Annotated in this window: 16 protein-coding genes and 1 pseudogene; 12 read left to right on the forward strand and 5 right to left on the reverse strand. The window is 60.3% G+C overall.

Features of this window, described 5'->3' with window-relative positions:
* Window positions 1–207: 207 nt before the first annotated feature.
* Window positions 208–867, reverse strand: a complete 660-nt coding sequence (locus ACP5J3_RS03335) for an ATP-binding cassette domain-containing protein (RefSeq protein ID WP_428494353.1) — start codon at window positions 865–867, stop codon at window positions 208–210.
* A complete protein-coding gene (locus tag ACP5J3_RS03340) occupies window positions 852–1574 on the reverse strand; it encodes a sulfate ABC transporter permease (protein ID WP_428494354.1) in 723 nt (240 codons plus the stop codon). The genes ACP5J3_RS03335 and ACP5J3_RS03340 overlap by 16 nt, the downstream gene beginning before the upstream one ends.
* Before the next feature lie 237 nt (window positions 1575–1811).
* Here ACP5J3_RS03340 and ACP5J3_RS03345 point away from each other — a divergent pair, with 237 nt between their 5' ends.
* The 7 genes from ACP5J3_RS03345 to ACP5J3_RS03375 all read left to right on the forward strand — a co-directional run bounded on the left by ACP5J3_RS03345 (window position 1812) and on the right by ACP5J3_RS03375 (window position 8012).
* Window positions 1812–2867, forward strand: coding sequence for an ABC transporter substrate-binding protein (locus ACP5J3_RS03345; RefSeq protein ID WP_428494355.1), 1056 nt, complete (start codon window positions 1812–1814; stop codon window positions 2865–2867).
* A 361-nt stretch (window positions 2868–3228) separates the two neighbouring features.
* Window positions 3229–3960 (forward strand): zinc ribbon domain-containing protein, encoded by a 732-nt coding sequence (locus ACP5J3_RS03350; RefSeq protein ID WP_428494356.1) that lies wholly within the window; start codon window positions 3229–3231, stop codon window positions 3958–3960.
* A 104-nt stretch (window positions 3961–4064) separates the two neighbouring features.
* Window positions 4065–4706: a hypothetical protein gene (locus ACP5J3_RS03355; RefSeq protein ID WP_428494357.1), complete on the forward strand. Its 642-nt coding sequence runs from the start codon at window positions 4065–4067 to the stop codon at window positions 4704–4706.
* A 134-nt stretch (window positions 4707–4840) separates the two neighbouring features.
* A complete protein-coding gene (locus tag ACP5J3_RS03360) occupies window positions 4841–5473 on the forward strand; it encodes a metallophosphoesterase family protein (protein WP_428494358.1) in 633 nt (210 codons plus the stop codon).
* Window positions 5474–5598: 125 nt separating this feature from the next.
* The gene (locus tag ACP5J3_RS03365) at window positions 5599–6372 is read left to right on the forward strand and encodes an RAD55 family ATPase (protein WP_428494359.1); all 774 of its coding nucleotides are present in this window, start codon (window positions 5599–5601) and stop codon (window positions 6370–6372) included.
* Window positions 6373–6391: 19 nt separating this feature from the next.
* Complete coding sequence (locus ACP5J3_RS03370; RefSeq protein ID WP_428494360.1) at window positions 6392–7300, forward strand: SPL family radical SAM protein; 909 nt, start codon at window positions 6392–6394, stop codon at window positions 7298–7300.
* Between the two features lie 16 nt (window positions 7301–7316).
* Window positions 7317–8012, forward strand: coding sequence for a rhomboid family intramembrane serine protease (locus ACP5J3_RS03375; RefSeq protein WP_428494361.1), 696 nt, complete (start codon window positions 7317–7319; stop codon window positions 8010–8012).
* 152 nt (window positions 8013–8164) lie between these two features.
* On the opposite strand, the gene ACP5J3_RS03380 is transcribed toward ACP5J3_RS03375, so the two are convergent.
* Window positions 8165–8434 (reverse strand): helix-turn-helix domain-containing protein, encoded by a 270-nt coding sequence (locus ACP5J3_RS03380; RefSeq protein ID WP_428494362.1) that lies wholly within the window; start codon window positions 8432–8434, stop codon window positions 8165–8167.
* Between the two features lie 163 nt (window positions 8435–8597).
* On the opposite strand from ACP5J3_RS03380, the gene ACP5J3_RS03385 reads away from it, so the two are divergent.
* Genes ACP5J3_RS03385 through leuS form a run of 3 tightly spaced genes read left to right on the forward strand, consistent with a single transcriptional unit; the run spans window position 8598 to window position 12296 of the window.
* Window positions 8598–8957 (forward strand): NfeD family protein, encoded by a 360-nt coding sequence (locus ACP5J3_RS03385; RefSeq protein WP_428494363.1) that lies wholly within the window; start codon window positions 8598–8600, stop codon window positions 8955–8957.
* The gene (locus tag ACP5J3_RS03390) at window positions 8954–9436 is read left to right on the forward strand and encodes a class I SAM-dependent methyltransferase (RefSeq protein ID WP_428494364.1); all 483 of its coding nucleotides are present in this window, start codon (window positions 8954–8956) and stop codon (window positions 9434–9436) included. Before ACP5J3_RS03385 ends, ACP5J3_RS03390 begins: the two co-directional genes overlap by 4 nt.
* Window positions 9437–9458: 22 nt before the next feature.
* A complete protein-coding gene (leuS, locus tag ACP5J3_RS03395; protein ID WP_428494365.1) occupies window positions 9459–12296 on the forward strand; it encodes a leucine--tRNA ligase in 2838 nt (945 codons plus the stop codon).
* 304 nt (window positions 12297–12600) lie between these two features.
* Here leuS and rgy read toward each other — a convergent pair whose 3' ends face one another.
* A complete protein-coding gene (gene rgy / locus ACP5J3_RS03400) occupies window positions 12601–16290 on the reverse strand; it encodes a reverse gyrase (RefSeq protein WP_428494366.1) in 3690 nt (1229 codons plus the stop codon).
* Window positions 16291–16402: 112 nt separating this feature from the next.
* Between rgy and ACP5J3_RS03405 the strand changes: the two genes are divergently transcribed.
* Complete coding sequence (locus ACP5J3_RS03405) at window positions 16403–16795, forward strand: hypothetical protein (RefSeq protein ID WP_014289718.1); 393 nt, start codon at window positions 16403–16405, stop codon at window positions 16793–16795.
* Here ACP5J3_RS03405 and ACP5J3_RS03410 read toward each other — a convergent pair.
* A complete protein-coding gene (locus tag ACP5J3_RS03410; protein WP_428494367.1) occupies window positions 16792–17325 on the reverse strand; it encodes an ADP-ribose-binding protein in 534 nt (177 codons plus the stop codon). The genes ACP5J3_RS03405 and ACP5J3_RS03410 overlap by 4 nt on opposite strands.
* A gap of 291 nt (window positions 17326–17616) precedes the next feature.
* On the opposite strand from ACP5J3_RS03410, the pseudogene ACP5J3_RS03415 reads away from it, so the two are divergent.
* Window positions 17617–18593 (forward strand): annotated as a pseudogene (locus tag ACP5J3_RS03415) (DNA-directed DNA polymerase); the annotation flags it as partial.

The following is an 18593-nucleotide window of genomic DNA, read 5'->3' on the forward strand; positions in this document are numbered from 1 at the left end:
GCGGCCCCCTCTCCAAGAGCCTCTTATACCTCTCGCTCATCTGTCCGTAGTACTCCTCCTGGACCCTCCTCTTGAGAAACTCCACAATTTCGCGGTAGTAGTCTATACCCGGCTCTCTCAGCTTATCTCTCAACTCCCTGGGGATCATCACCGAGATAACCACACTCACAAGTCTACTCTAATGTAGACTCGCGTAGCCAAATGCCCTTATGAAAACAGTGCCTCCACGAAGCGGTCCACGTCGTCTGTCTTCACGCCGGGGTTGTCTACGCACTTCGTCAACCTGCCCTGCTCCACTACGCAGATGCGGTCTCCCACATACGCCGCCTCGATCGGGTCGTGGGTTACGTACAGCACAGGCTTGTCCAGCTTCCTCACGACGTTGTTCACAAGCCTCTTGTTAAACCAGTCTAGGTGGGACGCCGGCTCGTCCATTAAGAAGGCGCATGGATCCGCCAGAAGCCCCGCCGCGATGTTGACCAGCTGCTTCTGCCCAGTAGACATGCTGGAGGCCTCCAGCAGATGCCTAATCCCAAGCCTCTCCGCCACCTCCAACACGGCGCGGCTGTCCCTCCCCCACCGCGCCGCCACCGCCTTGAGGAACTTCCCCGCCTTAGCCGGGGGGTCCACCGGCGTCGCCTGGATGTACACCAGCCTCCTCTCCTCGGGCGGTAGCGCCGAGACGTCGCGTCCGCACGCCTCCACCACCCCCTCCGCGGGGATCACGCCGGCGACCGCGTCTAGCAGAGTGGTCTTGCCGCTCCCATTCCTCCCAAGCAGAACCACCACCGAATTTACGGTGAGAGACTCGACGAACAGCTCGAAGCGCCCCCTCCTGGCCCTCAGCCCCCTCACCGAGAGAGCCATAGCCTAATCACGTACGCGGACACCACGCCGATGGCCATGGTCAGCAGAGAGGCGGTCACCGCCGGGCCGACGCCGTAGATGAGCCAGGAGTTGTATATGTAGATGGGCAGGGTCGGGGGGTAGGCGGCGAATATCAGGAGGACGCCCAGCTCGCCGAACCCCCTGAGGAAGGAGAAGATAAAGGCGGAGGCGGCGGCTCTCCTCAGGGAGAGGAGGACAAGCCACAGAAGCCTCAACCCGCCGAAGCCCAGCGACCTGAAGTACGCCTCCGCCCTCACCTCCCTCAAAGCTCCGTCGAAGACAGCGTAGACAACAGGAAGAGCCATTACAAACATAGCCAGTACTATGCCAGCCGGCTTGTTGACGAACAGCCCGTACAGCGCCTCCGATACGTATCTACAGTCCACCCCCAGCCAGCCGCAGATCTTCCCAGGGGCGGTCACTGAGCCAAGGAGAAGCACTCCCACGGCCGTGGGGGGCACCACCGCCGGGACGTAGAGAATCTGAGCCGCCAGCCCCCTCCCGGGGGCCCTCCCCCACATAGCCACCGCGAGGCCCGGCAACAAGGCCAGCGCCGAGGCCGCTACGCTGAAAAGAGCCGTGAGAACAAGGCTCTCCCCCAGCCCCGGCGCCAGCTCCCCCGCGTGGGCTAGAGGCAGGACTATCAATAAGAGGATCATAAAGAGGATGACAAGCAACGCCAGCATGTAGAGACCATGGACCCCCCATAAAAGACTTACTTGTATTAAATAAATAAAACTACAAAAAATTAAATTATAAGTAGCTGTATATGTTTTATATGTGGTTACGAAATATTCTGTATATGTAGAATTTTATCAAGAGGTTCCTGTATGTGTAAATAAAAGTTTTTTATGTAAATTATGAAATTATTTTATGGTTTTATTCAGAGAGAATGGTTAAAAAACTCCCCGTTCTCCCTCATTATGCCCCAGAAATGGATATACATAGCTATAGGGGTCGTGATACTCGTGGCGGTGCTGGCTGTTGTATTTACTTCGTCAAAGCCGCAGCCCCCGCTACCGGCAACAGCGCCGCAGTTGCCCCCCTCCACCCAGACGTCGGCCACGTCCACTGTTACGTCTACCCAAGCCCAGACGGCGGCGCAAACCTCGGCTTGCTCCGGCGGAGTGGTGGGTTTTGTGGCCCCTGCCTTGATTAGAGTGGTGAAAGACGCGGCTACGAAGGCGGGCCTTGGGGTCGACGGCATCCAGTCGGTGGGCTCCGTGGAGGGCATCAGGAGGATACAGGGAGGCGCCAAGCCCGACGTATTCGCCTCCGTCGACATCGAGCTGAAGCCGGACGCCGAGAGGACGGGGGCGAGGGAGATATTTTCACTAGGCCGCTTCAAGCTGGCTCTGGTCTGCAGAAGGGCTGTGGAGCTCGGCGACATCCCGAAGATAAAGCTGTCGCTGGTTGATCCAAACAAGGGCCCGATTGGCTACAGAGAGCTGGCGGCGAGCTGGATGTTGCAACAGAAGTGCGGCGTCGACCTGACCAGCAGATACGCGGCGCTGGGGGTGCGGTACGTCTACAACGGCACGCTGTATATATACGTCCCCAGCTCCCTCCCCAACACAGACCTAACGGACGTGGCGCCGAATCTCGACGCCACGTGGTCGAGGCTGGAGACCGGGGCCGTGGACTGCGTCTACGCCTACGTGCCTTTCCTCATAAATAAGTACGTGGAGCTCAAGCCGCTGGGCAAGTCGACGGAGTACTGGGAGCTGTATGAAGGGAGGAAGGGCGGCGCTACCTACAACGTCTACGTGTTCAAGCCGCCGTACGACTTCCTAAACGACCCGCCAACCCCCGTGGTGCTTGTGCTCCTAGACCCCTCTGGCAGGCCTGCGAAGACGCTCAAGGTGGGCCACTTCGAGGCCTTCGTAGCCTCATACACAGAACGCGGCGACTGTGTGGTAAACGCCCTCAAGACTATGAACCTAGCCGACTACGGCTTTGTGAGGACTACGTCTAGCTAACCACGAAGTTTCACCGCTAGGTATTAGGCAACTGGCGGTGAAGAATATCATCGTGTAGATGGCTAGGTTGTGCGCCGTGGTTAAGCCTGGTAGTACATACAAATCGCCACTAATAACTTGACAGAGATTGGGGAGAGGGGGGTGAAATGCGGATATAAAGGCGTTGTCCCACCACAGACATCTTAGATTTTTTCAAGAAGTGGTAGCAACGTTTATAGACGTTGTGAAATAGGGTTTAACCTTTATTTAGTCCCTATCAACCTGGCGTCCTCAGACGCTTAAGAGGTCTACAGTAAACAGTTGTGGGGCGTGGCGCATCGGGGCGGCGTAGAGTATTTAAAATATCAATGCCTGCCTTGTTGTGTTTACCTATCATCTAAGATGCGATGTTGAGAAGGCGAGGGAGGCGCTTGGCGGCGACTACAGAGTCGTCGACTTGGGCGGCGTGGTGAGGCTGGTGGAGAGCTTCGTGGCGCTTTACTCCGGCGACATGCCTCTCTGCGTCTACAAAAGCTGGAGAATGACGTATACAGACGCGGCCCAGTTCGGGCTCTCTAGAGCCGAGGCCCTGGTTAGGAAAGACGGCGTGGTGCTCAGGCTGGTGCGGGGAGACGAGAGGCTTGGCCTGCCGGAGCTGGTGGAGGGGACGCCTTTCGTAATCCACGCAATGGATGTAAACGAGGGCGGCGTGATGTTCCGCGTATTTAGAATCGGGGGCTACGTGGAGCTCGTGGCCAAGGGCGTCGCCGGGGGGATAAAAGAGGCTTTCCACCCCAAGAAGGGGGTCAACCTACTCATAGTCGACTTGCCCATCGCCCCCAAGTTCCAGCACCTCCTCCAGGAGGTGTTTGACCTGGCGCGGGAGCACTACGTCGAGCTACACACCACCATGATCTCAGACGTCTGCCCCATATGCGGGGGGAAGATGGAGAAGAGGGGGAGGCTGGTGAGGTGCCCCAGTTGCAAAATCCAGCTGAGTAGAGACGTCAACGCGGTGTGGGCCCTGGCGCGCAATATCGTCAGGAGGCTAGGCAGAGAACAACAGCTGGCAGAGCTCCGGGAAATCTTCCGCCTCTACTACCCAAGCGTGTAACGGCTATTGAAAGAGCCGCCGGCGGTGCGTAGCTATACGCATACAGCGCCGCCGCGGCGTGTGTTAAGGGATATACTTTAAAGTAGGAAGCTAGAGTTATCTAGATGGGTGTGGTTAACGCCGACGAGATTCTAGACAGAGCGACTAATGAGTCTAATAGGATTATAGCAACCGCTAGAGAGATCCTCAACCTAATACTTAACTTGTCACAACACTATGTTAATCAACTAACAAATATATATGAAGATTTTATAATGGATTTAGAAAGAGATGTATTAGACATTGATTCATATATTAAAGATATTTACGAACTAGAAAAGGACATCCAGATAGATATAGGGCTATTAGAGGAGATTCTAAAAGAGAAGAATAGGGAGCTAGTCACAATTGCGGAGAAGATAAACGTCAACTGGGACGACAGCGCTACCTCCCTTTTTCTAAATTTACCAACTCTCCTCAAGAGAATTGGGTGCAGACTTGGTAGACCCGACGTTGTGATACTGGGAATTGCCCTGGGACACGCCTACGGCGGGGCAATTCGCGAGTCTTTCTGCGCACTGCTTGCCTCAGCCGCGGCGGGGCGCGGCAGGTGGAGGTACGTGGCGGAGATCGGGAGGCGCTGTCTCCAGACAGATCTTGAGACGGAGGTGAAGGTGATTTGCGGCTTGGCGAAGCTCGTCGAGGAGTACAAACTCGACGTGCTCGGAGGGCTCTCAGACGCTCTAGAAGATGTGAGGAGGGAATAGTATTTCCAGGTCTAGTGTATTTGCAGGATACAGCTAGTGGGGTCACCCGGCACCCTTTGTGGAGGCTATGTCGGCTGGCTTGGGCTCGCGTAGGCGTGTCTCATACTTTATATCTAGTGAATTTCCCCCCTTCTATGCGCCTGCTTCTTGTCGCAGATGTGCACGACGGCGTTAGGCAGGCTAGGTCGATAAGGGGGAGCTACGACGCCGTTATCGCGGCGGGCGACTTTACCTACCGGCGGAGGGTGGAGGCCGCCGTGGAGGTGCTGGAGGCCTTGGCGGAGATCGCGCCGGTGTACTTCGTCCCGGGCAATACGGACCCTCCAGAGCTCGCCGGGTTTGAGAAGGGCGCCGTCCGGTCTGTACACGGGAGGGACCTGCCTCTGGGGCCGTATACGGTGGGGGGCGCCGGCGGTAGCCTGCCCACCCCCTTCGACGACTTGTTTAGAGTCTCTGAGGAGGATCTGGGGGTTCTTCTTTACTCCCTTTCGCCGACGCCCCACATCTTGGTGGTGCACAACCCCCCCAGGGGCCACCTGGACAAGGTGGGCGGCGTGAGGCCCGTGGGGAGCCTCTCAGTGAAGAGGTATATAGAGGAGAAGCAGCCGATTCTCTCGGTCCACGGCCACATACACGAGGATAGGGGAATCGACATAATAGGCGACACGGTCTTGGTAAACCCCGGCCCTCTGAAGGACGGCTACTACGCAGAGGCCGAGCTAGACGGGGCCAAGGCCGTGGTGAGGCTGAGGAGGCTGACGGTATAGACGCCGACTTCCACAGCCGCCTACGCCCACGCGGCGCTGGGTTTGCACCTCGCCGTTGCCGAGTCGGCGGGGGGCAGAGGGGCGTGCTGGGTGTTACTGTTTTATAGCTGTGTGCACGTGGCTTTATGGGTTTTAAGACTGGTATAGATCCAATTGATGAGCAGATTCCCGACGGCCTCCCCCCAGGTTACGTCGTTCTTATAGAGGGGTTCCTCGGCGTCGGCAAGACTTTCTTCGCCTCGGCGATAGCGGCCACGGCGGCGAGGTCGGGGGCCCCGGTGCTCTTCTTCGCAATCGACGCCCTGGGGGACGAGGTTTTGGAGGATTTGAGAAGCCGAGGGGCGCCGGTGGACCGGGTGGTGGTTGTGGACGGCTTTGTCCCTTCCAACGAGCGGCTGGCTAAACTGAAGCCGGCGGCGAGGCACAGGCTGGAGGCGCCAGACGCCTACGCCCTGATTAACAAGCTGACGGAGTTCGCCCCGGAGTTCAGGTCGGGGGTTGTGGTGGTGGACTCGCTAAACGAGGTGTTGCTCAGAAGCCCCGGCTCGGCTCTGGACGTCTTCCGCGCCTTCAAGATCTTCGCCAAGTACACAGAGTCGCTGGTGGTGGCCACGGCGCATACAGACGTGGAGGAGGTGTACGGAGTCCTCACAGCCGCCCTGCACCTCGCCGACGTGATAGTGCAGCTGGAGGTGGACCCCAACCTAGAGGAGATGGGGCTCTACGTGAGGCGTATGAGAATCGCCAGGGCCAAGAGGCTCAGGGTCTCCCACGACTGGGTGCACTTCGAGGTGGTGGACGGACGCGTGGCGGAGATAGACGTCAAGACAATGCTCAAGATGCTGAGCAGACAGCTGAGGGAAATGGGTATTGAGATTAGGCAGACAGGACGCAAGTAGCCGCCCCCGCAGGAGCTGTATGAGCCGCGCCGTGCGCGTGTCGCTCAGCGCCGTGAGGCCCTTCGACCCGTGGAGAAACCCCCTCTGCCCGTGCCCCTTCAAATACGGGCTGAATCCCTACACCGGTTGCGGCCACGGTTGCCTCTACTGCTACATAACGTCGTACATCCCAGACGCCTTCAGCCCCAGGCCCAAGGAGGGGTTGCTGGAAAAGGTTAGGCGGGATCTGGAGAAGATCCCCCGGGGGGGCGTGGTGGCGCTATCCAACTCCTCCGACCCCTACACGCCGCCTGAGGCGCGGCTCGGCCTCACGAGGAGAGTCCTAGAGGCCCTCCTCGAGAGGGGGTACAGGGTGTTGATAGTCACAAAGTCCCCCCTAGTCCTCCGCGACCTTGACATACTCCAGAGGCACCGGGGGAGGGCCGCCGTGCAGATCACCATCACCACGCTGAGGGAGGACCTGGCCGCGGCTCTGGAGCCCAGGGCCCCCCGCCCAGCCGGCAGGCTGGAGGCCGTGAGGCGCCTATCGGCGGCTGGCATACCAGTCTCCGTGAGGCTCGACCCCCTCGTCCCACTCCTAAACGACGACGCCGGCAACATAGAGGAGGTGGCGTCCCGAGCCGCGGCGGCTGGTGCGGCGCATCTCGTTGCCAGCACCTACAAAGCCAAGAGAGACAACTTCGCCCGCCTCGCCAAGGCCTTCCCAGACAAGGCGCCCACCTGGCGGAGGATGTACTTCGAAGAGGGGCAGTACTTCCACGGCCAGTGGTACGCCCCCAAGAACTACCGGAGGAAGGTGCTGGAACTAGCCGCGGAGGCCGCCCGGAGACACGGACTGCAGTTCTCCATATGCCGCGAGGAGTTCCTCGAGCTCAACACCCCCGGGGCCCACTGCGACGGTAGCCACCTCCTCTCTGGTTTTAAATAGTGGAGCTATTTAACAAGTGGCCATCCCGCTACGCGACATCAACCCAACGAGGACGTTTCCCTACGTCACCAAGGCCCTTGTCTTTATAAACATTGCCGTGTTTATATACGAGCTCCTCAACCCCCGGTTTGTTCAGCAGTACGCCTTCGTCCCGGCGCTGGCGTGGGAGGAGCCCTACCGGTGGGTCACCCACATGTTTCTCCACGGGGGCGTGCTCCACATAGTGGGGAACATGCTCTACCTCTGGGTATTCGGCGACAACGTGGAGGATTACTACGGCCACGGCACCTTCCTCCTCCTCTACCTCTTCTGGGGCCTCGCCGCGGCGTTCACACACTACATGGCGGTGGAGACCCAAGCCTCGTTAATGGCGGCGGCGGGCTACCCCGGCCCAAGCCCAGTGTACATGCCGGCGCTCGGGGCCTCCGGGGCCATAAGCGGCGTGCTCGGCGCCTACATGGTGCTATACCCAAGAGCCCGCATCTTGACGCTCATACTATTCTTCGTCATAACGATGGTCGAGGTGCCGGCGTGGGCCTACATCGGGTTCTGGTTCCTCTACCAGCTCTTCTACGGCGCCCTGGAGTTCATAACCCTGTCGCAGAGCGGCGTCGCCTACTTCGCCCACATAGGCGGCTTCATCGCAGGCGCCCTAACAGCATTGGTATACAGAAAAAGGAGGGCTACCTACTACTGGTACTGGACTTATTAGACTGCGAGCGGCTTGCCTACAACGTAGCAATTTTCTTGGCTTTGCAATAGTTTAGTTGAAACAGCTAACAGATCGAATAACGGCACCCCACACGCTGTGTAAGTGGTCTAGAGTGTTGCGTTGGGTCTATGGATTAGCTTATTTGGCAATGACTACGCCGTGTGTCTTGTGCCCTTTGTTTCAGTCTTGGCTAGTGCTTTCTCTACTGCGTCTAGCTTCCTAATGAGGTTTGGACAGTTTATAATATATATAGTTGTGTTGTTTATCTTGACGGATTTTACATAGCCGTTGTTTTCAAGCCAGAAGAGGTGCCACTGGGCGGCGCCCCACGTTATGCCTAGGTCTTTAACTACATCAGTTACCGTGGTGTAGCCCTGGGTCGCGATTTTTTTCAAAATCTCAACCTTGACGTTGTCCAGCACTGCATCTAATTCTTAGTGGTTTTAATAGTTTGCGGAGGTTAGTTTATAAGCTGGTGGCGTGTCTATACGCGCCCCTGGCGTGGGGTGTCGAGGCGCCGCCTCGGCGGCTGTGAAAACGCCCCCTCCAAGGGGCGGACATTTAAACCCGTGTGGAGTGGGCCGTGTGGATGTGGTTATCTCTGCGTCGGCTCTGGGCCTTGTCGGTGGACTCGTCCTTCTCTTCACCTTTCTCGGGCGGATACCGCCGTGGCTGGGCTACCCCCTCGGCGGCGCGCTCCTCTCGGTCTACATGCTGATTGTGGTGGTGGGGCTTAAGTCTAGCCGGGAGTTCAAGAGGAGGCCGCCTCCCTCTGCCTCTGTGGTGGGGAAGAGGGGTGTGGTGGTGGAGGTGGAGGGCGGCTGGGCTTTGGTGAAGCTGGAGGGGGCCTACTGGAGGGTGTACTGCGGCTCGTGCGCGCCTGGCGACGTGGTGGAGGTCGTAGGGATCGATGACCTGGGGATCGTCGCGAGGAGGGTGGAATGATCTACGTAGTCGCAGTCGCCGCCATCGTCGCCGTTCTCCACTTCCTGTGGCCCTACCTCGTGGGTAGGGGCGGGGCTTACAGCACGTCGAGTAGAAAGGCGGCGGAGTGGGCCTTTAGGAGGATCGGCGTGGCGGGCAGGAGGATCTACGACTTGGGGTGTGGATACGGCGGGGTGCTGGCCCTTGCGAAGGCGATGGGCGCCGTCCCCGTGGGCGTGGAGATAGACCCCGTTAGGTGGCTGGTCTGCGCGCTCCGTTGCAGGTGCAGGGTGGTGCTTGGCGACATGTTCAAGACGCCGCTTAGAGACGCCGATGTTGTCTATATCTTCCAGTGGCCTTCTGTAAACGCCAGGCTTGCCGAGAAGTTTAGGAGGGAGCTGAGGCCGGGGGCCTACGTGGTCTCCTACATGTGGGAGGTCCCTGGGCTGAGGCTGGTGGCTTACAACCCGGCTCTTAGGGTGTACGTATACCAGGTTTAAATACACGGGGCATTTAGAGGCTATGAGCGAGTTGGCTAGGTTCTTCCTTGAGCTGGGGGAGAGGTGGCAGAGGAGGTGGGCCGAGGCCAGGGTTTTCGAGCCGGAGCCGGAGGCGGGGAGGCCGAAGTACTTCATCACGGCGGCGTATCCCTATCCCAACGGCGCCATACATATCGGCCACGGGCGGACGTACCTAATAGCTGACGTGCTGGCCCGTTTCTATAGACACATGGGCCGGGTCTCCCTCTTCCCCATGGGTTTCCACTACACCGGCACGCCGATTTTGACCATCGCCGAGGCCATAGCCTCGGGCGACGCGGCGGTGGCGGAGGAGTACATGGCCATATACGGGGTGCCGGAGTCCGAGATTAAGAAGATGGGGGACCCGCTGTACCTGGCTCGTTACTTCCACGAGCAGTCTAAGAGGGCGATGCAGAGGTTCGGCCTTGGCATAGACTGGAGTAGGGAGTTCACCACCATCGATCCGGAGTACCAGCGTTTTATCCAGTGGCAGTTTGAGAAGCTGAGGAAGAAGGGGCTTATCGTCCGGGGGAGGCACCCCGTGGGCTGGTGCCCGAGGCACTCCATGCCCGTGGGGGCCCACGACACCAAGGACGACAAGGAGCCGGAGATCGGCCAGTGGACGCTGATATACTTCGCAGACGGCGAGGGGCTGGTGTTCCCGGCGGCCACCCTGAGGCCGGAGACTGTGCCCGGCGTGACTAACATGTGGATTAACCCTGAGGCTGACTACGTCGTGGCTGAGTACGACGGCCGCAGAATGGTGCTCAGCAGAGACGCGGCCCGCCGCCTCTCCTTCCAAGGCGGCGTCAAGGTGCTGAGGGAGGCCAAGGGGAGGGAGTTCGTGGGGAGGGTGGTGCAGAACCCGGTGACTGGGGAGTGGGTGCCTGTGTACGAGGCGAGGTTTGTAGACCCCGGGGTGGGCACCGGGGTGGTTATGTCCGTGCCGGCGCACGCCCCCTACGACTACGCCGCCCTCCGCGACATGAACGCGGTGAGGCTCATCCCCCTGATCAGGGTGGAGGGCTACGGGGACTACCCCGCGAAGGAGGTGGTGGAGCGCATGGGCATAAAGAGCCAGACAGACCCCGCTCTGGAGGAGGCTACTAAGGAGGTCTACTCCGCTGAGTACGCCAGGGGCTACATGCGGGAGGACGTGGCGGAGCGGGTGGGGGGGCACCTCCCCGAGCCCGCCCGGTCCATGGTGAGGGCTGTCTTCAAGATGTACTTCGCGGGGAGGCCGGTGAGGGAGGCCCGGGAGTTTATCTCGAAGTGGCTTGTAGAGTCCGGCCTGGGCGGGGTGATGTACGACATTATGAATAAGCCTGTGTACTGCCGTTGCGGCACTGAGATTGTGGTGAAGGTGTTGGAGGATCAGTGGTTTATAAACTACGGCGAGTCTAGGTGGAAGGAGCTGGCTAGGGAGCTGGTCGGCGCCATGTCTATAATCCCGCCGGAGGCGAAGTCGCATTTCTACGCCACTATCGACTGGCTGGACAAGAGGGCGTGTGCGAGGACGAGGGGCCTCGGGACGCCTCTGCCGTGGAGCGGCGGCTGGGTTATAGAGAGCCTCAGCGACTCGACGATATACATGGCGTACTACACCGTGATCAAGAAGATAAGGCACTTCGGCCTAAAGCCGGAACAGCTCACCGAGGAGTTCTGGGACTACGTCTTCCTAGGCGTGGGCACCGCCGAGGAGGTGGCCAGGAGGATCGGGGCCTCTCCAGAGGCTCTCAAGGCTATTAGAGAGGAGTTTGAGTACTGGTACCCCCTGGACTCGAGGAACTCCGGCAAGGACTTGATACCCAACCACCTAACCTTCTTCATCTTCAACCACGTTGCCATATTCCCCAGGGAGAAGTGGCCGAGGCAGATCGTGGCCAACGGCTGGGTGTTGAGGGAGGGCGAGAAGATGTCTAAGTCTAAGCGCAACGTCCTGCCTCTAGACAGGGCGGTTGAGATGTACGGCCCCGACCCGCTGAGGGCGACGCTGGCGATATCGGCTGAGGTGGAGCAAGACCTCGACTTCAGAGACGCCGAGGCTCGTAGAAACGCGCAACAGCTGATGTCGATCTACACCCTGGCGCAGAGGCTGGCCCAGGGGGCTGAGGACCGGAGGCCGAATTGGCTAGACATGTGGCTTGTGTCTGAGGTGGCGCTGTTGCTGGAGAGGGCGAGGGAGGCGTATGAAAAGGTGAGGGTGAGGCAGGCGGCGGTTGAGGTTCTCTACAACGCCAAGGCCGTCTTCGACCAGTACCTAGCCGCCGTGGAGAAGCCATCCAAGCTGGCGGTGGAGGCGGCGAGAGCGTGGGCGGTGGCCATGGAGCCGATCGTCCCGCACCTAGCCGAGGAGGTGTGGTCGGCGCTGGGCGGCGAGGGATTTGCGGCGAAGGCGCCCTGGCCGCGGCTGAAGGCGGAGCCCGCCGCCCTCCTGGCGAAGAGGTACGTGGATATGCTGGTCGAGGACGTGAAGAAGATACCGGCGTACGGGCCGGGGGTCAAGAGGGTCGTGGTGTACGTCAATCCCAACTTCTCCTGGGTCAAGGCGGCGCTCGGCGGCGACGTAAAGGCCGTTATAAACGCGGGGGCCCCGCCGCAGGTGGCCAAGCGCGTTGTGGATCTGGTGAAGACGTTGGGGGACGAGGTGCGGTCGCTGGCGGCGTCGGCGGAGGGGTTTAACGAGGTGGAGGCCCTGTCGTCGTATAGGAGCTATATCGAAAAGGCGCTGGGCGCCCCGGTGGAGGTGTACCTAGCCGACGACCCGGAGGCCCCCGACCTGGGCGGGAAGAAGAAGGCGGCACTGCCCCTCAAGCCAGGTATATACATAGAGAAGTAGCGCACGGGGCCTATCCGCACGGCGCCGTAGTAGGGCAGGGCCTCTATAGGACTGCGATTGGGTACAGACGCCATCTAAGTTCCCGTCCTCTTTACAGATGCGTTGATGTGCGACATGGTCTGCATTGCCAAATACACCTGGCCTAGACTCAGCATCCGGCTGTGCTACGTAGGGTCTGCCTCCTGGTCTAGGGTTTGATGTGCCTCTGACAGACAGTGCCTTTGTCCTTAGACGCTTCCTCTACCATACCCGACGCGGTAGAGGATTTTCAACACGTAGGTTGAGACCCTCTCCATAGTTGTACCTACGTCTTGGATAGGCTGGGCAGTACGTTTATCTTAAATTCGTTGTACAGCTCCTGTAGCACTTCTTCGTATACAGCCTTGCCGGCTTCGATTGCGTCCATAAGCTGTTCTATCAGTCTTGTACGCTCCTCGTCGACAAGTTTACTAAACGTATTCTCAAGGTAGTGGTATATCTCAATGCCGCGTTTGGTGGGCACCATGATCTTACTGCGGCCTGTCACGTAGACGTAGTACCTCTTGGCCAGGACCTGCAGTATGCGGGCGTAGGTGCTGGGCCTCCCGATGCCTCTCTGCCTCATCAACGCCAGCACGTCGGCCTGCGACAGCACCCTCCTGATGACGCGGTACCGCTTAACCACGACGTCTATAGTGCCGGTGGGGAGCTCCGGCTCCACTGGAGTTACCTGGTACACCACCTGGAAGCCCTGCTTCTCGACGTCGACTACCCGCTCGAGGGCCAGGACGTGGCCGTCTACCTCCAGCTCGTACTTGGCGACGCGGGCCACGCTCGGCTCCATCTGGCTCGCCACGAAGCGCCGGAAGACCAAGTCGTAGAGCTGGTAGTGGCTCCGGGTTGGCTGGATGGCGAGCTGGATGACGCCGGCGTTTACAAGGCCGCGGAGCTCCTCGACGTCTATCGGCCTCGTGGGCCTAATGGCCTCGTGCGCCCCCTCCCCCTCCTCGCCCCACGTCCTCGGCTTAAACGCCTCTTCGCCGAATTTCTTGACGATGTACTCCCTAGCTATGGCGATCCCCGCAGTGGACACCCTTGTGCTGTCGGTGCGGTGGTACGTTATGAGGCCGCTTTCAAAGAGGTCCTGAGCCAGCTTCATGGCGTAGTCGGCTGAGAGGCCCAGTTTGGTCACGGCGTCTCTAAGCAACTCGTCTGTGGTGTAGGGCGGCGGCGGGTTGACCACTCGGCTCTCCCTCCCCAGAAGCTTAACCGCCAGCCGCTTCTTCTTGCGCAGGACCTCCAGCACGTCTCTGGGTATCTGCAGGCGGAGGTCGACGTCGTCTAGCTGGAGATCTACGTTGTACATGCGGTTCCTCAGCGACTCCTCGTAGGTCTTCACCACCCAGCCCAGCACCGGCGTCTGGACTCTGCCGGCCGAGAGGTTGGGGTTGCCGAACCTCTCCTGAAGCACCTTGCTCAAGCCGAAGCCTATCCAGCGATCCTCCACCCTCCTCACAATCTGCCCCTTCACCAGGGGGAAGCTCACCCCCCGGGGGCTCGCCAGGGCGTTGAGAATAGCCCTCCTAGTGACTTCGTGAAACTCCACGCGCCTTATGTCAGAGACGTAAGGCCGGAGGCCCATGTAGAGATCGAAGGCTATCTTCTCGCCCTCGGAGTCCGGGTCCGTGCCTATTAGGACTGTGTCTACCTCCACCGCTATGTTTCTGATGGATTCCAAGACGTCCAGCGGCTTGCAGTCCTGTGGGACATCCACGTCGTCCACGTATACGCCGCCCCGGCACCTCCAGATCTTGTTGTAAACCGGGACGAAGCCGCTCTTTGTGACAATCACAGCGTAATCCTCCCCGTTGTAGCCGTCGTGTCTAAAGTCGCCGAACCACTTGGCCAGGACCTCCCTCTGCCTCTGCTCAATCCTGGCTAGGGAGGTGGGGAGCTCGTAGACGTGGCCGAGGGAGGCGGTGACCATCAAGACGGCGTCCCCCGTGGAGACCTCGTAGATGGGTACCCCGTCGGCGATTATCAGGCTGGGCCTCCCGAAGAAGTTGGCAATTGTCCTGGCCTTGGTGGGGGACTCGACAATCATGAGGATGGTCTTCATAAGCTCGACGCCGGTCGCCGCGGGGGCCGCCCTCCCCTCTATGATATCCCTAATAGCCCTCCTATCCCGATCCACCTCTTCTAGAACTTTGCCGAGGTCCACCTCGTCCAGCCTCCTGAACTCCGCCTCGTCGAATCTCAGCTTCAGCTCCCGCCTCAGCGCGTGGAAGACCTTGGCGTCGTCCACCAACACAACGCTCAGCCCCCTTGATAGCCCCCCGGCGTATAGACGCGACGTCCGGCCGCTGCCCTGTATGTAGGTAGTGACGTCGGGCACCAAGACGTACATCTCCCCGTTTATATACGCCAGCTTCACCTCGGTAGAGGTCTCAACAGCTCTGCGGATCTCCTCTCTTCTCAGCAAGTCGCCGACGAACTCCACCGCGGACTTCACCACCTCCACTGAGTGTCTGTCGAAGCTGGAAAGCTCCCCGCCCCCGGCGGCTTTCCTCAACGCCTCCTGCACGCTCAGCGCGTAGGGCGCCAGCCTCTTCAGCTGGCCGATGAGCCTGTCAGCCCTGTACCTCAAGTCGCCGGATAGGACAGACCTCACGTTATAGAGAAAGGTTAGGTAGGCGGGTATGGAGAACTCCTCCAGCCTAACTCTAAACCTAAACTTCGGCACCCCGGCAAAGACCACGTAGCGGATGACGTGGGGCAGGTCGATCCCCCTGACAAGCGCCGATCTAGAAGAGGCGAGGCCCACCAGCGCCGCCAGCTCCCCCCTCTCGAAACGCTCCAAGACGCCGCGGCGCGGGCGGAAGAAGGTCTCCACGGCTATCCCCGCCTCCCTGGCCCGCCCGGCGATGGCCTCCCCCAGCTCCCTGTCCTGGACGTAGACAATGCCGCCGGGGCCCAGCCTCTTTAAAAGCTCCACCACCTGCCCCGCCAAGTCGCCGCCGGCCTCCGCGTAGAGGTCGACGACGTTCCTAAGGCCCTCCGCCCTGCCGCCGACGTCGAAGCCGAGGATCTCCCGGAAGAGCAACAGCCTCACGGTCCTCCTCGCCTTCGCCAGGGCGCCCGACGCGACGAAGACGCCGAGCTTAAGCTTCCCCACCTCCTCCCTAAGCCTAGCCCTCAGCGAGGCGATCTGCTGATCCAGCCTCTCCACCTCCTTAAGATCGCCGGCCACCTCAGCCTTCCGCATCTGCTTCGCCAGGTTGATAACCTCCAGCGCGGCGTTCAGCACCGAGTCGGAGACCCCCAGCAACCTCAGGATGCGGTCAATGTTTTTGCTGGTGGCCCGCAGTATGCTGTCGACGTCGTCCGCGGCGACGAAGTCGAACTTGTACCGGCTCAACAAGTCGAAGCGCCTGGGGAGGAAGGCCGAGGTGGTGACCAGCACGTCGAAATCCCCCCTCTCCAAAGCCTCCAACACCTCCCTCCTCTCCTGCTCGGTGAGGAGGGAGTGGTAGGCAAGCGCCTTGACCCTGCGCACCGCCTTCTCAGCGAAGGCCGCCAGCTTTTTATGGGCCTGGTGGGCGAGGGCCGAGGTGGGGAATATCAAGAGGGCCCTCCTCCCGCCCCCCGCCAGGTATAGAGTGGCCACAAGTATAAACGTAGTCTTGCCGGAGCCCGTCGGCGCCACTATGGCGAAGCTCTTGCCCCGCACAAGGCGCCGGGCCCACAGCCTCTGCGCCCCCCACATCTCGAACCCCACGACCTCTTTGAAAAAGGCTGAGAACTCCTCGTAGCTACGGAGGTAGGTGTCTACCCACGCCAGGCCCCTAAGCGCCCGCCGCCTCCGCAGAGCCGCGACCACCTCGCGGATAGACGTAGCCTTGGAGCCCTCTGGGAGGCACTCCCGGCAGGGCAACCCAAGGGCGAGCCTGTCAGAGGTGACGGGCCCCCCGCAGTTGGGACACGAATGAAGATACACCACCAGCGGGATATCCACGTCACGCTGAGATGTGGGTATTAAAAACCTTTAGATAAAACGGAGACACGGAGGCGTGGGGGCCGCCCGTCGCGGATGGCTAATATTTAAATATTAGGTGCGTGGAGGGCAAATGGAAAAGATAATCCAGTGGATAGAGGTCTTTAACCAAATTGCGAAAAACGAGAGCAACTACCACAGCTTCTACATCGAGAAGGGGGAGGACTTCGTCGACGCCTCCCTCACTCTTGAAGAGGTGAGCCACGTCGAGGAGTGCAGGGGAGGCGCCTACGCCGCCGCGTCTGTGACTATGAGAGGCGGCAAGGCGTATCTAGAAATGACGTCGGGGAGCTACAGGAAGTGCCCAACCCAGACGGGCTACACGGCGGAGTACACCCACACAACCCAGCAGAAGATAGAGCTGGGAGACGACCCGGAGGTGCTGGGCTTTGTAAAATCTATAAAAAACGAGGGCGATCTGGTTGCCCTACTGGAGGCGGTGCTCCAAGCGGCCGCAAAGCCCTAGAAGATCTTTTTAAAAACCTCTAGGAATTTTTGATACGCCTCGTCGCCGTAGAGCACCACAAGTACCCGCCGCACGGCCCTCAGGCCGGGGGCCGCCTCCCTTATCGCCCTCGCCATCTGCTCAGCCGCCGCCTCGTAGGGGCATCCGAAGACCCCCGTGCTGATCGCCGGGAAGGCTATAGAAGAGAGGCCCAGCTCCTCAGCCTTGGCAAGGGCGTTTCTGACGGCGTCTCCCAGCTTCTCGATAGGCTCGGCGCCGCACCGAGGCCCAACTGCGTGGATCACGTACCTCGCCTTGAGCCTCCCCGCGGAGGTCACGGCGACGCCGCCCACAGGCACGGGGCCGTGCCTCCTGACCCACTCCCGGCTCTCCTCCTGAATTACCTGGCCTCCCTTCCTCACTATGGCCCCCGCCACGCCCCCGCCGTGCTCGAGATAGGAGTTGGCCGCGTTGACAATGGCGTCGGCCTCCACCTCCGTTATGTCGCCCTTGGCCACCACCACCGACACAGCCCCGACCCTAAACTCCATAGAGGAAAGCGGCCGCCTCCTTAAAAACTTTTATCAGCGCAAATCGACCCGCTCATACTCGCGCTGGGGCTAGCTCATCACCGGCACACACGACGCCTAGTATAAAAACGCGTCGCGCCGCCGCTCCCGACGCCGTCTAGCAACCCTCTCAACTTTACCACTTCAATACTCGATTAGGCGCTTCGAAGTTTGTAGATTAAGAGATCCGCCGCGTTGTTTACTTTCAATGTACTCTCTCTTCTGTACTTATTGTTAGCTGTGCTGATATACATCATTGAAAATACATGTTTTGTGTACGTAATTGGCCCCAGGCCACCTGTAAAGGCCGAGAGAGTCGACTTGGTGCCTCTGGTGAGGCGCGGGTTTGTATACACAGAGTCTAGCGACGCCGTGTGGCGGGTCGCCGAGCCGGCGAGGCGCTGGGAGCCCCTCAGGGCGAAGCTGATCGCCAGAGGCTACAGAGTGGCGCAGTCCTACATACCCCCCTCCGTCCGCGCCTACCTCGAGGGGGCCAGGAGGCCGGAGCTCGGCGGCGGCGTCGCCGCGGTGCATCTGGCGGGCGGCGTCTGGAGGTGGCGGATTGGGGAGGAGCTGGGGGTCGGTTGCCCACCTGCGCGGTACGTGGCGTACTGGGGGCGGCGGCCGCGTTGCGGCGGCGTCTTGGTGGACCTCCGCCTAGTCTACAGGAGGGGGTTCTGGATAGAGGCCGCGGAGAGGTTCGGCGACGTGTGGCTTCTCAAGGCGTGGAGGGGGGACCCCGGCGACGTGCTGGACGCCCTCTACCTCCTCGCGGCCGAGGCGGTGAGGTTGCTGGAGGCCTTTTCCTCGGTTACTGGGGTCGGGGTGGACGCCGTCTTGGAGGTCTTGGAGACCAACTCAGCCGCGGCGCTGGCCGAGGCGGTTTTCCACTTCGAGGCGGAGAGGAGGGGCTACGTGGTGGAGGACTCGCGGCGGAGTTTCGACATGCCGTATTTCGACATGGCCAGGGCCAGGTCGCCGGGGGTCTACAGACGCGTCGCTGAGCTCGACTTCAAATCCCTCTTCCCATCGCTGGTGGTGAAGTACGGCGTGGATCCAACCACAGCAAGGCCCTGCGCCTCCGGGCTGGAAGCCGGGGTGTTGGGCAGATACTGCTTCGACGGCGGCCCCGTGGCCGACGTCGTCGGCAGGTGGCTGAGGAGGAGGCTGGGCGCGGCGGATAGGTGGGAGTCCGAGGCGCTTAAGTGGCTTATGAACGCCGGCATAGGGGCGTGGGGCAAGGCGGGGTG

It is taken from the genome of Pyrobaculum sp. (assembly GCF_049971835.1).
Classification (GTDB): domain Archaea; phylum Thermoproteota; class Thermoprotei; order Thermoproteales; family Thermoproteaceae; genus Pyrobaculum.

What these genes read in the sequence shown, in the direction of transcription:
- ACP5J3_RS03335 (WP_428494353.1), bottom strand. Translation starts at nt 867, where the DNA reads ATGGCTCTCTCGGTGAGGGGGCTGAGGGCCAGGAGGGGGCGCTTCGAG.
- ACP5J3_RS03360 (WP_428494358.1), top strand. Translation starts at nt 4,841, where the DNA reads ATGCGCCTGCTTCTTGTCGCAGATGTGCACGACGGCGTTAGGCAGGCT.
- ACP5J3_RS03355 (WP_428494357.1), top strand. Translation starts at nt 4,065, where the DNA reads ATGGGTGTGGTTAACGCCGACGAGATTCTAGACAGAGCGACTAATGAG.
- ACP5J3_RS03365 (WP_428494359.1), top strand. Translation starts at nt 5,599, where the DNA reads ATGGGTTTTAAGACTGGTATAGATCCAATTGATGAGCAGATTCCCGAC.
- ACP5J3_RS03345 (WP_428494355.1), top strand. Translation starts at nt 1,812, where the DNA reads ATGCCCCAGAAATGGATATACATAGCTATAGGGGTCGTGATACTCGTG.
- ACP5J3_RS03410 (WP_428494367.1), bottom strand. Translation starts at nt 17,325, where the DNA reads ATGGAGTTTAGGGTCGGGGCTGTGTCGGTGGTGGTGGCCAAGGGCGAC.
- leuS (WP_428494365.1), top strand. Translation starts at nt 9,459, where the DNA reads ATGAGCGAGTTGGCTAGGTTCTTCCTTGAGCTGGGGGAGAGGTGGCAG.
- ACP5J3_RS03370 (WP_428494360.1), top strand. Translation starts at nt 6,392, where the DNA reads ATGAGCCGCGCCGTGCGCGTGTCGCTCAGCGCCGTGAGGCCCTTCGAC.
- ACP5J3_RS03340 (WP_428494354.1), bottom strand. Translation starts at nt 1,574, where the DNA reads ATGCTGGCGTTGCTTGTCATCCTCTTTATGATCCTCTTATTGATAGTC.
- ACP5J3_RS03390 (WP_428494364.1), top strand. Translation starts at nt 8,954, where the DNA reads ATGATCTACGTAGTCGCAGTCGCCGCCATCGTCGCCGTTCTCCACTTC.
- ACP5J3_RS03405 (WP_014289718.1), top strand. Translation starts at nt 16,403, where the DNA reads ATGGAAAAGATAATCCAGTGGATAGAGGTCTTTAACCAAATTGCGAAA.